This window comes from Halochromatium sp. NSM3 (genome assembly GCF_059621085.1).
The window spans coordinates 36,627-49,355 of sequence record NZ_JCAQIA010000020.1 but is presented as its reverse complement, the minus strand read 5'-3'; the positions used below and the strand labels follow the sequence as shown (position 1 = coordinate 49,355).

The following is a 12,729-nucleotide window of genomic DNA, read 5'->3' as shown; positions in this document are numbered from 1 at the left end:
ATCAGTGATTCTCATGCCAGATCTTGTTCAGATTACGCCTCAGCACCGGCCCGAAATCATGCTTACCGCAGTCGACGAAGCTGCACAACGCCAGGTCTTCCTCTTCCAGCTCGAGCGCGCCGAGCGCCTCGGCGGTTTCAATATCGTCAACCAGCAGCGCGCGCAGCAACTGCGTTGGAAGCAGGTCGAGCGGCATCACCCGCTCATAGGCACCGATCGGGACCATCGCGCGCGGACTGCCGTACTGTGAGGTACCGAGCGGCAGGGTCTCGCCCTTGGCGCGCCGCGACCAGAACAGATTCAGGGCCGAATAGCGACCGCGCCCGGGCTTGAGCCAACCGAACCATTCGCGCTCGCGCTCCTCGGCAAGCACCGTGATCTGGTTATGGAATCGCCCCAGGAAGGCGCTAGTACCGACCGCATGGCGACCGCCGAGCACCGAGCCCGAGATCACCCGTGCCTCGTGACGGCCGCTCAACTCGCCCTGGACCAGATCATTGGTGCTGGCGCCGAGCCGGGTTCGGATCAGGCGCGGGTTGGCGGCCATGGGTCCGCTCAGACCAATGATCCGGGTGGGATCGATGCGCCCGCTGCGGAACAGCCGGCCGATCGCGATCACGTCCTGGTAGCCAATATACCAAGCGATCCGCTCGAGACTAACGGACGCCAACAGATGAATATGCGTGCCGGGCAGCCCGGCCGGATGGGGCCCGGCGAATTCGGCGACCCGGAACCCGGATGCCGCAGGGATGGGTAGCGCGGCGTCAGGGCGCTGGCAGCAGTAGCGGGGGCCATCGGTCAGCTTGCTGATCACGCGCAGGCCGTCGGCAAAGGCGTCGCCGGCGTCGTCGATGATGATCGCCGGGTCTGGAGCCAACGGATGGGTATCGATCGCGGTCACGAATAGGGCCGCCGGGCTGCTGTCCGGCGGCGGGATCATGCCGAAGGGCCGGGTACGGAACGCAAGCCAGGAGCCAGAGGCGAGCAGATTCTCGCGCACCTGTTCGCCGCTCAGGGAATCCAGCTCAGCGGCCTGGTAGGCGTTGAAGGTTTCTTGATCGGCCGCCGGCGGGAGCGGGTCATTGCCATCGCGCGGCCGATCGAGCCGGATGACGATGGTCTCGAGCACCCGGCGGGGGCCGCGATGGATGGCCTCGACGACCCCGCTTCCGGGCGCCGTCGCGGCAATCTCACGGTAGGCCTTGCGCCGCGAGATGGGCTGACCAAGGCGGACGCGGTCGCCGACCTCGATTTCGAGCGAGGGCAGACGCTTGACGCCGATACAATCGGTGCCAACATGCGCCACCCGACTGACCACCGGGCTGGCATCGATGCGCGCGTCCGGCGCCCCCGCGAGCGGGATATCCAGCCCTTTCTTGAGCCGAAAATGCCGTGGTCGCTCATCGCTCGATGAGCCTTTGGCTGTGCGCGGTCGGAAGACGGCCACTGCTGATCAAAACGCCATGATGAGTGTTGGTGGCACGCGTTATACCATCCCTGAACCAATGGCTAAAGCGCAGTCGCTCCACGCGCGATGACGAAGATGCGCGCCGAGAGTTCCAGCGTCATGGTCCGGCGATAGGCATCGCGAATCGTTGCGCCGCCTGCATAGACACCATGACCGGCGATGATGCAGACCGGATGGGTCGCGAGCGCCTCGGCCACCTTGGCCGGCGCTTGCGCTTGATGCCCATCGCGCTCCACGCACAGCACCGGAACATTGCCGAGCTGTCGCGCCCCTTCGAAATCGGGCGGCTCGAAGTCACGCCCAGCGAAACACCTGGCGAAGCACGGGGCGAAGCTCAGGGCGACCGAGTGCGGCCCGTGGGAGTGCAGGATCGCACCGATCTCGGGTTGCCGCCGATAGACCTCGCGGTGGACCGGCGAATCGAGCGAGGCGCCTTCGGGCAAGGCGGCGTCGAGCGTGCAGGCAACCAGATCCTCCGGCGCGTGCGTGTCACGCACCGCGCTGCTCGGGGTGATCCAGAAGCGCTCGCCCTGGCGCACCGAGGCGTTCCCGATCGCGGCGTCGTCATAGCCATTGGCGCGCAAGCGCCCTAGCGCTTGGATGAGGCTGGCGCGCGGATCATCGGCGGCACTGGGACTGGCGCTGTCGCGTACCAAGCCGCCGATGAAGTCGGCCAAGGCATCCAGATCGCTCAGCGGCAGCAGCGGCGGATGCGGCGCAACCGGGAGTGGATCATCGCTGACCACGGCGACGATGCCGTCGTCGTCGGGATAGAGCGGCGCCTTGCCGGTGGCGGTGCGGAAGACCTCGATCTTCGGCACCGCAGCGGCGCGAAAGCCCTCGATCAACAACAGATCAAGGCTGCTGGCATCGAAGCGCGCGCGCAGCGCATCGAACCCGGCCGGATGATCCTCGGCGCGCTCGTTGGCGCGGCTGAGCAGGGCCCAATGCTCGCCGGAGACCAGCATCACCTGGCGCGCGCCGGCGGCGGCGACCTCGTAGCTATCCTTGCCGGGCCGATCGAGCGCAAAGCCATGATGGGCATGCTTGAGGTAGCCGATGCGCAGCCCACGCTGGCGCAGCAGCGGCACCAGCTTGCGTAGCAACGTGGTCTTGCCGCTGCCGCTTGGCGCGACGAAACCGATGGCGGGGAGCTGTTCTGCACTCATCAAGGCAATGTTCTCAACTATCTCGGTCTTGGACATTCTAGCCGAGAGGCGGCAGACTGTTTTCCCATCAAGTCTTTGTCAACTTCAACCAGGTCAGCTCGAGATGGCGCAATACATCTACACCATGAACCGCGTCGGCAAGATCGTGCCGCCGAAACGCGTGATCCTGCGCGACATCTCCCTGTCGTTCTTCCCCGGCGCCAAGATCGGCGTGCTCGGCCTCAACGGCTCCGGCAAATCGACGCTGTTGCGGATCATGGCCGGTCTCGACACCGAGATCGAGGGCGAGGCGCGGCCACAGCCGGGCATCCATATCGGCTATCTGTCACAGGAGCCGCAGCTTGACGAGTCCAAGGACGTGCGCGGCAACGTCGAGGAGGCGGTCGCGCCGATCAAGCAAGCGCTGGAGCGGCTGGACGCGGTCTATGCCGCCTACGCCGAGGAAGACGCCGACTTCGACGCACTTGCCAAGGAGCAGGCGGACCTCGAAGACCTGATTGAGGCCACCGATGGCCACAACCTGGATCGCACCCTGGATCAGGCCGCCGACGCGCTGCGGCTGCCACCCTGGGACGCCGAGGTCAGCAAGCTTTCCGGCGGCGAGCGCCGCCGCGTCGCGCTCTGCCGGCTGCTGCTGTCGAAACCGGACATGCTGCTGCTCGACGAGCCGACCAACCACCTCGACGCCGAATCGGTCGCCTGGCTCGAGCGCTTCCTCAAGGAGTACAACGGCACCGTGGTCGCGGTGACCCATGATCGCTACTTCCTCGACAACGTCGCCGGCTGGATTCTCGAACTCGACCGCGGCCACGGCATCCCCTGGCAGGGCAACTACTCGAGCTGGCTGGAGCAGAAGGAGAAGCGTCTGGAGCAGGAAGAGAAGTCCGAGCAGGCGCGCATCAAGGCGATGAAGCATGAGCTGGAATGGGTGCGCACCAATCCCAAGGGCCGGCAATCGAAGAGCAAGGCCCGTCTGGCACGCTTCGAGGAGCTGCAGTCGCAGGAATTCCAGAGCCGTAACGAGACCAACGAGATCTATATCCCACCAGGCCCGCGCCTCGGTGACCTGGTCATCGAAGCCAATGGGCTGCGCAAGGGCTACGGCGATCGGCTGCTGTACGACAACCTCTCGTTCAATCTGCCCAAGGGCGGCATCGTCGGCGTGATCGGCCCGAACGGTGCCGGCAAGACGACCATGTTTCGCATCATCACCGGCCAGGAGCAGCCCGACGGCGGCGAGATGCGCGTCGGCGAGACGGTCGAGATCGCCTATGTCGATCAGAGCCGGGACGCGCTCGACGGTAAGAAGACGGTCTGGGAGGAGATCTCCGACGGTCAGGACATCCTCGTCGTCGGCAAGTTCGAGATGCCCTCGCGTGCCTATGTGAGCCGCTTCAACTTCAGGGGCTCGGATCAGCAGAAACGTATCGGCGACCTCTCCGGCGGCGAGCGCAACCGCGTGCATCTGGCCAAGCTGCTGAAAAGCGGCGGCAATCTGCTGCTGCTCGATGAGCCGACCAACGACCTCGATGTCGAGACCCTACGCGCGCTCGAGGAAGCCGTGCTGAACTTCCCCGGCTGCGTGGTGGTGATCAGCCATGATCGCTGGTTCCTGGATCGCATCGCGACCCACATCCTGGCTTTCGAGGGCGAGTCGCAGGTGACCTGGTTCGAGGGTAACTATGCGGACTACGAGGAGGATCGGCATCGTCGCCTGGGTACCGAGGCCGATCAGCCGCATCGCATCCGTTATCGGCCGTTGACGGCCTGAGCCGACGCCTGAGTCGACGCCTGCACAGTCACGATCCATGGCAACCGATCTCGATCAGCTCCTGACCCGCATCGACGCCCTGCTCGACCGCGTCGAGCCTTGGCTGCCGGTGCCGACCGAGACCGACTGGAGCGCCATCGCCTGGCGCTGGCGCAAGGAAGGCCAGCGCGGACGGCTCGAGGCGATTCGCCGGCCGCATCGACTGCGGCTCGAGGATCTGCGCTGCATCGACCGGCAGCGCGATGAGATCGACCGCAACACCCGGCAGTTCCTCGCTGGCGGCAGCGCCAACAATGTGCTGCTGTCGGGCTCGCGGGGCACCGGCAAGTCGTCGCTGATCAAGGCGCTGCTGAACCGCTATCAGGATCAGGGGCTGCGGCTGATCGAGGTCGACAAGGAGAATCTGACCGACCTGCCAGCGATCATCGAGCAGGTCGAGAACCGAGTCGAGCGCTTCATCCTCTACTGCGACGATCTCTCGTTCGAGGCCTCGGAGTCCGGCTACAAGGCGCTGAAGGCGGCCCTGGACGGCTCGCTCAGCGCGCCGCCCGAAAACCTGCTGATCTACGCCACCTCCAACCGCCGCCACCTGCTACCCGAGTACCAGCGTGAGAACCAGGGCGCGCGCATGATCGACGGCGAGATCCATCAAGGCGAAGGTGTTGAAGAGAAGATCTCGCTCTCGGACCGCTTCGGGATCTGGCTCTCGTTCTATCCGTTCAGCCAGGAGCAGTACCTAGAGGTGGTGCGCCACTGGCTCGAGCAGCTCGGCGTCAACGAGCCAGCGCTAGCGGCAGAGCCGGCGCCAGCGCCAGGCCCCGATGCCGACGCCGCCACAAGCGAGCAAGCCGCCCTGCAATGGGCGCTGCGGCGCGGCTCACGCAGCGGGCGTACCGCCTGGCAGTTCGCCCGCGACTGGGCTGGGCGCCGACACGGTGATCAGCGCCTCAGCCGCCGTTGACCTGCACCCCATGATCGGCGAGCCATTGGACGTCGAGTTCCCAATCAACGCGATCCACGCCCGGCTGCGATGATACCAGCTCCTGGGTGCGTTTCTGATGATCGACCAGATCCTGTTGGGCGGCTGTGACCTTGGGATCATCCTGCGCCAGCCCGGCGAGTTCCGGATGGATCACCTCAAGAAAGCGAAACGCTGGCACCTGGACGTTGCGCGGTGTGGAGATGGTGGCGACACCATCCTCCAGCCGTTTCACCCGGAATTGGTAAGGATAGTCGGCCAGTTCGGGGTCGGCCTCGAGGACCTCGTTGATCTCCCAGACCGCTGGCTGCCAGATCGAGCTGAGCCACCAGGCAGCCAGGGCGATCACGACGATCCCCAGAACGGTGCTGTAATTACGCGTAAACTTGTCCATTGATTCTTCACCCTGTTGTGCTGTTTGCTAGACATTGCATTGAGGTGCATCATCTCGCGAACGGGAATCGTTCTCCATGAAAATAGTCAAGTATGCCTAAGGACGCCCCATGAAGCTGGAAATGAAGCAGGAAGTGATCAATAAGGTCGTACTGCTCGCGCTGGTCGGCGTTATCTCGTTCCTGTTCCTGACCATGGTCCAGCAGTTTCTGGTCGCCATCTTCATGGCGGCGGTCTTCGCCGCGATGACCCATCCTGGCTACATGAAGCTCACGCAGTGGCTGGGAGGCCGGCGCTACCTCGCCTCGCTGATCACGCTCCTGCTGCTGCTGACCGTGGTGTTGATTCCGGTCGTGATCCTGACCATGGTCTTCGTCGGACAGGCCATCAATGTCGGTCAGTCCCTGACCCCCATCGTGGCCAATTTCCTCAAGGAGCCAGGAAGTTTCCAGGAGATTCTGGAGCAAGTGCCATACCACGAGACACTGATCCCCTATGAGGATCAGATGACGACGCAAATCGCGAGCGCCGTTGAGGGTTTTGGCAAGCTCTTGGTCAACAGGATTTCAAGCATTGCCTTGGGCACGGTGCAGTTCCTGTTCCTCACGGTGGTGTTCTCCTACACCCTCTTCTTCTTCCTGATCGACGGCGATAAGGTCGTTCACGCCATCCTCTACCACCTGCCACTCGAGGAGCATGACGAGCGCCTGATGCTCAGCAAGTTCACCTCGGTGACGCAGGCGATGGTGGTTGGAACCCTACTCATTGGCGTTCTGCAAGGGACGCTCGCCGGAATCGCCTTTGCGATCGCGGGGGTCCCGAATGCGGTGTTCTGGGGCACGGTGATGGCCGTGTTATCGATCATTCCGGGGGTCGGCTCGGCGCTCGTCTGGGTGCCGGCCTCGATCGTGCTCATTGTTCAAGGCGACCTGGGTGCCGGTGTCGGCCTGATACTGTTCTGCCTGCTCGTGGTTGGTAGCATCGACAATATCCTGCGGCCCATCTTGGTTGGCAAGCACACCGATATGCACGAACTGATGATCTTCTTTGGCACCCTCGGCGGCCTGTTCACCTTCGGCATGGCCGGGCTCTTGATCGGCCCTCTGATCGCCTCGCTCTTCATCACCATCTGGTCGATCTATGGCGAGGCGTTCAAGGACACCTTACCCGCCGTTCATGATTATGAGCGCACGGATGATCCCATCGCTGGAAACGCTGCGGTGGCGACGGCGCAAGAGCCCGAAGGGGCCCTCTTCCACGCAACCGCCAGCGAAGACGACGCACTCACCGAACATCCCGATCGCGACCCTAAAGAGGCAACATAGTCTCCGCTGGCAACAGCAACGCTCACTTGTGCATGCGCTACGGGCGCCGCTGCCGACGCAGGCCATCCATCACAACATGCCGAGGGTGAGCTTGGCCTCATCGGACATAGTGTCTGGACCCCATGGCGGATCCCACACCAACTCCACTTCAACCTCACCGACGCCGTCCACGGTCTTGACCGCGTCCTTGACCATGACCGGCATCATGCCAGCCACTGGACAGGCGGGCGCGGTCAGGGTCATATCCACATCGACATCGCCATTGTCGGCGATATCGATCTTGTAGATCAGACCCAGGTCGTAGATATTGACCGGGATCTCCGGGTCGTGAACCCGGCGCAGCGCGGCAATGATCGGCTCGCGCAGCGACTCGGGATCGCCCGCTGCTTGGACCGCATCAGCGGTCGCGTCCACGCCGGCGACCTCGGCGCCCGGCTTATCATCACGATCGATCTGTCCATGATCGCCCACGCCGAACCCGGCGAATCTGGCTAACCTGTTCATCAGAGGGTCACCTCGACTGCAAAGGACTGTATGAGATCACTTGAGATCACTCCAGCGGCACCCGTTCGAGCCGCTCCCCCACCTGCTCGGTGACATAGTCGCGCAAGGCCTCGGGGCCCAGGGCGTCGATGATCTCCCCGGCGAAGCCCAGGCACAGCATGCGCCGAGCGAGCGAGGCCGAGATCCCGCGCGAGCGCAGATAGAACAGCGCCTCGGGCTCGATCTGGCCGACCGTGGTGCCGTGACTGCACTTGACGTCATCGGCGTAGATCTCGAGCTGCGGCTTGGTATCGACCTCGGCATTCGGCGACAGGATCAGGTTGCGGTTGGACATGTCGGCATCGGTCTTCTGGGCGTCGCGCGCCACATAGACCAGGCCGTCGAACACCGCTCGCCCCTTGCCGTGGAGAATGCCCTTGAAACGCTCGCGGCTACTGCAATTCGGCAAGTCGTGACGCACATCCATGTGGTAGTCGATCAGCTGTTTGTCGCCCGCCAGATAGAGCCCCTGGAGATCGCACTCGGCATGCTCGCCGCTGAAGCGGGTCACCAGGTCGGTCCGGGCCCAGGTGGCGCCGAGGCCGATATTGATGCCGGCATAGCGGCTATTGGCGTCTTGGCTGAGGTAGAGCCCAGTGATGTGGAAGGCGTTCGGGCTCTCCTGTTGCACTCTGGCATGGGTCAGCAGCGCGTCGCGCCCGAGCGCGATCTCGAGCACCGAGTTGGTGCAATAGAGCGCGTCGCCGAGGCTGACGTAGCGCTCGATCACCCGTGCCTGGGCGCCATCGCCCAGGCTGATCAGATGCCGGGGTTGCGCCACCCGTGGCTCGTCCATGCCCACCGACAGATGGATGACCTCGATCGGACGCTCCATCAGCGCGGCCCGCTCGAGCAGGACCACCAAGCCATCCTGCATCGCGGCGGTGTTCAGCGCCGCGAAGACATGGCTGCCCTCGCCGGCGATGCGGGTCAGCACGCCTTCCAGCGCCTCTGGGTCCGACGCGAGCATCGCGCGCAGGCTGCCAATGCGCACCCCGCGCGGCAGCTCGCCGAGGTCCGAGAGGGCCTCTGAATAGCGACCGTTGACCAGCACCACGCGGCAGGCGTCGAGACCGGGAACCAGGATCTCCTCGATATCCTCGGGGGTGAGAGCGGTCAGCGGCTCATCGACTTGCACAAAGCCTTGATCGATCAGCGAGCGCAGGCCGGTATAGCGCCATTCCTCGGACTTGCCTGTCGGGACCGATTGCGCGCGAATCCGCTCGGCGGCCTGCTGGCGCTCGGCGGTGAGCCAGCCCTGCTCCTCGCCCTCGCCTGCGGCGTTGCCATCGGCCAGCCCCTGGAGCCAACCGGCAAAGGCCTCGGCCACCGCAGCTTGTGGTCGGCTGTTGTTGGCTGCCGCGCTCATGCCGCCTCCCCTTCGGCGATCCAGCCGTAGCCCTTCTCCTCGAGTTCCAGCGCCAGCTCCTTACCGCCGGAGCGGATGATGCGCCCCTTGGCCAGCACATGCACATGGTCGGGCTCGATGTAATCGAGCAGGCGCTGATAATGGGTGACGACGATCATCGAACGCTCCGGGCCACGCAGCGCGTTGACGCCATCGGCGACGATACGCAGGGCATCGATGTCGAGTCCGGAGTCGGTCTCGTCGAGGATCGCCAGCTTCGGCTCGAGCATGGCCATCTGGAAGATCTCGTTGCGTTTCTTCTCACCGCCCGAGAAACCGAAGTTGACCGGACGCTTGAGCAGGCTGTCGTCCAGGTGCAAGACCTTCAGCCGCTCCTTCATCAAGCGCATGAAGGAAACGGCATCGAGTTCGTCCTCGCCGCGCGATTTGCGGATCGCGTTCAGCGCGGCCTTGAGAAAGTACATGTTGTTGACGCCGGGCAGCTCGACCGGGTACTGAAAGGCGAGGAACAGCCCTAGGCGCGCGCGCTCCTCGGGCTCGAGCGCGAACAGATCGTTACCGTCCAGCGTGGCGCTGCCGGCCGTGACCTCATAGCCCTCGCGCCCGGAGAGCACATGCGCGAAGGTGCTCTTGCCGGAGCCATTCGGCCCCATGATCGCGTGCACTTCACCGGGTTTCACCTCGAGATCGAGGCCACGCAGGATCTCTTCATCACCGACATTGGCCTTCAGGCCCTTCACAGACAACATACGGATGCTCCTAAAGTTTGGTGTGCCGTTCTCGCTAACCGACGGCGCCTTCGAGGCTGATACTCAGCAATTTCTGTGCCTCGACCGCGAACTCCATCGGTAGCTCGTTGAAGACCTCCTTGCAGAAGCCGTTGACGATCATCGACACCGCATCCTCCTCGGAGAGCCCGCGCGAGCGGCAATAGAAGAGCTGATCCTCGCTGATCTTCGAGGTAGTGGCCTCGTGCTCCATCTTCGCGCTCGGGTTCTTGACCTCGATGTACGGGAAGGTGTGAGCGCTGCACTTGTCGCCGATCAGCAGTGAGTCACACTGGGTATGGTTACGCGCGCCCTCGGCACGCCCCGCGATGCGCACCAACCCGCGGTAGGCCTGCTGGCCGTGCTGGGCGCTGATGCCCTTGCTGACGATGGTCGAGCGGGTGTTCTTGCCGAGATGGATCATCTTGGTGCCGGTATCGGCCTGCTGGCGCCCCTTGGTCACCGCCACTGAGTAGAACTCGCCGACCGACTCATCGCCACGCAGGATGCAGCTCGGGTACTTCCAGGTGATGGCCGAGCCGGTCTCGACCTGGGTCCAGCTGATCTTGGAGCGATGGCCGCGGCAGTCACCGCGCTTGGTGACGAAGTTGAAGATGCCGCCCTTGCCGTTCTCGTCGCCTGGATACCAGTTCTGCACCGTCGAGTACTTGATCTCAGCATCGTCGAGCGCGATCAGCTCGACCACGGCGGCATGCAGCTGGTTCTCGTCGCGCTGCGGCGCGGTGCAGCCTTCCAGATAACTGACATAGCTGCCCTCATCGGCGACGATCAGGGTGCGCTCGAACTGCCCGGTATTGGCGGTGTTGATGCGGAAATAGGTGCTCAGCTCCATCGGGCAGCGGGTGTTCTTCGGTACATAGACGAAGGTGCCATCGGTGAACACCGCCGAGTTGAGGCCGGTGTAGAAGTTGTCGGTCGGCGGCACCACGCTGCCGAGGTGTTGGCGCACCAGTTCGGGATAATCCCGCACCGCCTCCGAGATCGAGCAGAAGATCACGCCCGCTTCGTGCAATTTCTTGCGGAAGGTGGTCGCGACCGAGACGCTGTCGAACACCGCGTCGACAGCGACACCGGCGAGCGCCTTCTGCTCCTCGATCGGGATGCCGAGCTTCTCGTAGGTCTCGAGCAGGATCGGGTCGACCTCGTCGAGGCTCTTGGGGCCGTCCTTCTTCTTCGGCGCCGAGAAGTAGGAGATGGCCTGGTAGTCGATCGGCGCATAGTGGACCGAGGCCCAGGTCGGGGTCGGCATCTCGAGCCACTTGTGGTAGGCCGCAAGGCGCCAGTCGGTCATCCACTCGGGCTCGCCCTTGCGCAACGAGATGGCTCGAATCACGCCTTCGTTAAGGCCCGGTGGCAAGGTGTCGGATTCGATGTCGGTGATAAAGCCGTGCTCGTAGCCGGCATTGACCAACGCATCATACTGGCCGGCTGTGTCGACCTTGCTCTCGGCCGTGGTGGCCTCTGCTGGGATCGCGTTCATAGGGGTCCGCTCCGATACCTGAGTAGTTTACTAGGTTATAGTACGACGCCAACGCCGGGTTTCAAGACCCTTGGTCATGATTCCGTGAAAATCCGGCCGCTCGGGCCAGATGCTTGGCGTCAAGGTCATTGCTCGCGCAGGCACTTTCAAGCAGAGATCCGAAAGGCGCCGTCGCTCAGCAGGTTAATCGCAACCATTCTCATCAGTCTTGTTGTTTTCGCTCAGTTCGGACACACTCTGCACCGGAGTGTCCGCGTTGCGGTCCTCGTCATTCCCATCACACCCTTTCTGGAGTCTTACCATGATACCGATCTGCGCTCGCCGCCTCCTGTGTTCCGCTCGCGTGCCCCTCGTCGCCCTCTGCGTGGCGCTCGCGGCGGCCCCAAGTCTTGCCGCCGCCGAGGAGGTCAATCTCTACTCGGCGCGCAAGGAGGCCTTGATCAAACCCTTGCTCGATCGCTTCAGCGAAGAGACCGGGATCGAGGTCAACCTGGTCACCGGCAAGGCCGATGCCTTGCTGCAACGGCTCAAGAGTGAAGGCCGCAACAGCCCGGCCGATGTGCTGCTGACCGTCGACGCCGGCAATCTGCACCGCGCCAAGGCCGCCGGCCTGACCCAGGCTTTCACCTCCAAGGTCGTGAACGAGGCCGTGCCCAAAACCTATCGGGACCCGAACGGTCACTGGGTCGGTCTGTCACTGCGCGCGCGGCCGATCATGTATGTCAAGGGCGAGGTCGATCCCTCCGACCTCTCGACCTACGAGGCGCTCGCCGACGAACAGTGGCAGGGACGCATCTGCATCCGCTCCTCGAGCAATGTCTACAACCAATCCCTGGTCGCCTCGATCATCGCCGCCGACGGCACCGAAGCGGCGCAAGACTGGGCCGAGGCCATTGTCGCGAATATGGCGCGGCCACCCAAGGGCGGAGATCGCGACCAAATCAAGGCCGCCGCCGCTGGTCAATGCGATATCGCAATCGCAAATACCTACTATCTCGCGGGGATGCTGACCTCCGATGACCCGGGCGAGAAAGAACCGGCCGAGAAGATGGCCGTGTTCTGGCCGAATCAGCCCGGCGCCGGCGACGGTCGCGGCACCCATGTCAATGTCAGTGGTGCTGCGGTCACCGCCGCCGCCGAAAACACCGAGGCCGCAGTCAAACTGATCGAGTTCCTCGTCAGCCCGGAGGCGCAGACCTGGTATGCCGAAGTCAACGGCGAGTATCCGGTGCGCGAGGGCGTCGAGATCAGCTCGGTGCTGGCCGAATGGGGCCGTTTCGAGGCCGATGATCTCGATCTGATCGAACTCGGCGAGCTGAACGGCGCGGCGCTGATGCTGATGGATCGCGCCGGCTGGCGTTAAACGCAAGGCGGCCCAAAGGAGGATGGATCGAAGCAGGTGCCCTGCTTGTCAATGGGGTTATGATTAGGTGCTTGCCCCGCG

At 63.8% G+C, this 12,729-nt stretch carries 11 protein-coding genes; 4 read left to right on the top strand and 7 right to left on the bottom strand.

The genetic code is table 11. The features are described from left to right. Nucleotide 1 precedes the first annotated feature (1 nt). Together AC54T3_RS10195 and mobB are read right to left on the bottom strand one after the other, a co-directional pair. Entirely contained in the window at nt 2-1,447 is a 1,446-nt protein-coding gene (locus AC54T3_RS10195) for a Na(+)-translocating NADH-quinone reductase subunit A (RefSeq protein ID WP_496624432.1), read from the bottom strand. Nucleotides 1,448-1,509: 62 nt separating this feature from the next. Then, a complete protein-coding gene (gene mobB, locus AC54T3_RS10190; protein ID WP_496624431.1) occupies nt 1,510-2,637 on the bottom strand; it encodes a molybdopterin-guanine dinucleotide biosynthesis protein B in 1,128 nt (375 codons plus the stop codon). A 103-nt stretch (nt 2,638-2,740) separates the two neighbouring features. Here mobB and ettA point away from each other — a divergent pair, with 103 nt between their 5' ends. Both ettA and AC54T3_RS10180 read left to right on the top strand, forming a co-directional pair. Then, on the top strand, nt 2,741-4,408 hold the full coding sequence (gene ettA, locus AC54T3_RS10185) for an energy-dependent translational throttle protein EttA (RefSeq protein WP_496624430.1): 1,668 nt from the start codon (nt 2,741-2,743) through the stop codon (nt 4,406-4,408). A gap of 37 nt (nt 4,409-4,445) precedes the next feature. Next, nucleotides 4,446-5,369 (top strand): ATP-binding protein, encoded by a 924-nt coding sequence (locus tag AC54T3_RS10180; RefSeq protein WP_496624429.1) that lies wholly within the window; start codon nt 4,446-4,448, stop codon nt 5,367-5,369. Here the strand turns inward: AC54T3_RS10180 and AC54T3_RS10175 are convergent. Then, the gene (locus AC54T3_RS10175; RefSeq protein WP_496624428.1) at nt 5,356-5,781 is read right to left on the bottom strand and encodes a hypothetical protein; all 426 of its coding nucleotides are present in this window, start codon (nt 5,779-5,781) and stop codon (nt 5,356-5,358) included. The two genes, AC54T3_RS10180 and AC54T3_RS10175, sit on opposite strands and share 14 nt — an antisense overlap. Before the next feature lie 109 nt (nt 5,782-5,890). Here AC54T3_RS10175 and AC54T3_RS10170 point away from each other — a divergent pair, with 109 nt between their 5' ends. Next, complete coding sequence (locus AC54T3_RS10170) at nt 5,891-7,105, top strand: AI-2E family transporter (protein WP_496624427.1); 1,215 nt, start codon at nt 5,891-5,893, stop codon at nt 7,103-7,105. Between the two features lie 69 nt (nt 7,106-7,174). On the opposite strand, the gene AC54T3_RS10165 is transcribed toward AC54T3_RS10170, so the two are convergent. From AC54T3_RS10165 to sufB, 4 genes are read right to left on the bottom strand one after another with little or no spacing between them, the layout of a single operon-like run. Continuing rightward, complete coding sequence (locus AC54T3_RS10165) at nt 7,175-7,609, bottom strand: SUF system Fe-S cluster assembly protein (protein ID WP_496624426.1); 435 nt, start codon at nt 7,607-7,609, stop codon at nt 7,175-7,177. 46 nt (nt 7,610-7,655) lie between these two features. Then, nucleotides 7,656-9,017, bottom strand: coding sequence for a Fe-S cluster assembly protein SufD (gene sufD, locus AC54T3_RS10160; protein WP_496624425.1), 1,362 nt, complete (start codon nt 9,015-9,017; stop codon nt 7,656-7,658). Next, nucleotides 9,014-9,766 (bottom strand): Fe-S cluster assembly ATPase SufC, encoded by a 753-nt coding sequence (sufC, locus tag AC54T3_RS10155; protein WP_496624424.1) that lies wholly within the window; start codon nt 9,764-9,766, stop codon nt 9,014-9,016. Before sufC ends, sufD begins: the two co-directional genes overlap by 4 nt. Before the next feature lie 34 nt (nt 9,767-9,800). Beyond that, nucleotides 9,801-11,285 carry a Fe-S cluster assembly protein SufB gene (sufB, locus tag AC54T3_RS10150; protein ID WP_496624423.1) on the bottom strand — a complete coding sequence of 495 codons (1,485 nt, stop codon included), beginning with the start codon at nt 11,283-11,285 and terminating at the stop codon, nt 9,801-9,803. Between the two features lie 301 nt (nt 11,286-11,586). On the opposite strand from sufB, the gene AC54T3_RS10145 reads away from it, so the two are divergent. Continuing rightward, entirely contained in the window at nt 11,587-12,648 is a 1,062-nt protein-coding gene (locus AC54T3_RS10145; protein ID WP_496624422.1) for a Fe(3+) ABC transporter substrate-binding protein, read from the top strand. Nucleotides 12,649-12,729 lie beyond the last annotated feature (81 nt).

Excerpts from the sequence above, each read along its gene's own strand:
- mobB (WP_496624431.1), bottom strand. The coding sequence starts at position 2,637 with ATGAGTGCAGAACAGCTCCCCGCCATCGGTTTCGTCGCGCCAAGCGGC.
- AC54T3_RS10170 (WP_496624427.1), top strand. The coding sequence starts at position 5,891 with ATGAAGCTGGAAATGAAGCAGGAAGTGATCAATAAGGTCGTACTGCTC.
- AC54T3_RS10180 (WP_496624429.1), top strand. The coding sequence starts at position 4,446 with ATGGCAACCGATCTCGATCAGCTCCTGACCCGCATCGACGCCCTGCTC.
- AC54T3_RS10165 (WP_496624426.1), bottom strand. The coding sequence starts at position 7,609 with ATGAACAGGTTAGCCAGATTCGCCGGGTTCGGCGTGGGCGATCATGGA.
- sufB (WP_496624423.1), bottom strand. The coding sequence starts at position 11,285 with ATGAACGCGATCCCAGCAGAGGCCACCACGGCCGAGAGCAAGGTCGAC.
- sufD (WP_496624425.1), bottom strand. The coding sequence starts at position 9,017 with ATGAGCGCGGCAGCCAACAACAGCCGACCACAAGCTGCGGTGGCCGAG.
- sufC (WP_496624424.1), bottom strand. The coding sequence starts at position 9,766 with ATGTTGTCTGTGAAGGGCCTGAAGGCCAATGTCGGTGATGAAGAGATC.
- AC54T3_RS10145 (WP_496624422.1), top strand. The coding sequence starts at position 11,587 with ATGATACCGATCTGCGCTCGCCGCCTCCTGTGTTCCGCTCGCGTGCCC.
- AC54T3_RS10175 (WP_496624428.1), bottom strand. The coding sequence starts at position 5,781 with ATGGACAAGTTTACGCGTAATTACAGCACCGTTCTGGGGATCGTCGTG.
- ettA (WP_496624430.1), top strand. The coding sequence starts at position 2,741 with ATGGCGCAATACATCTACACCATGAACCGCGTCGGCAAGATCGTGCCG.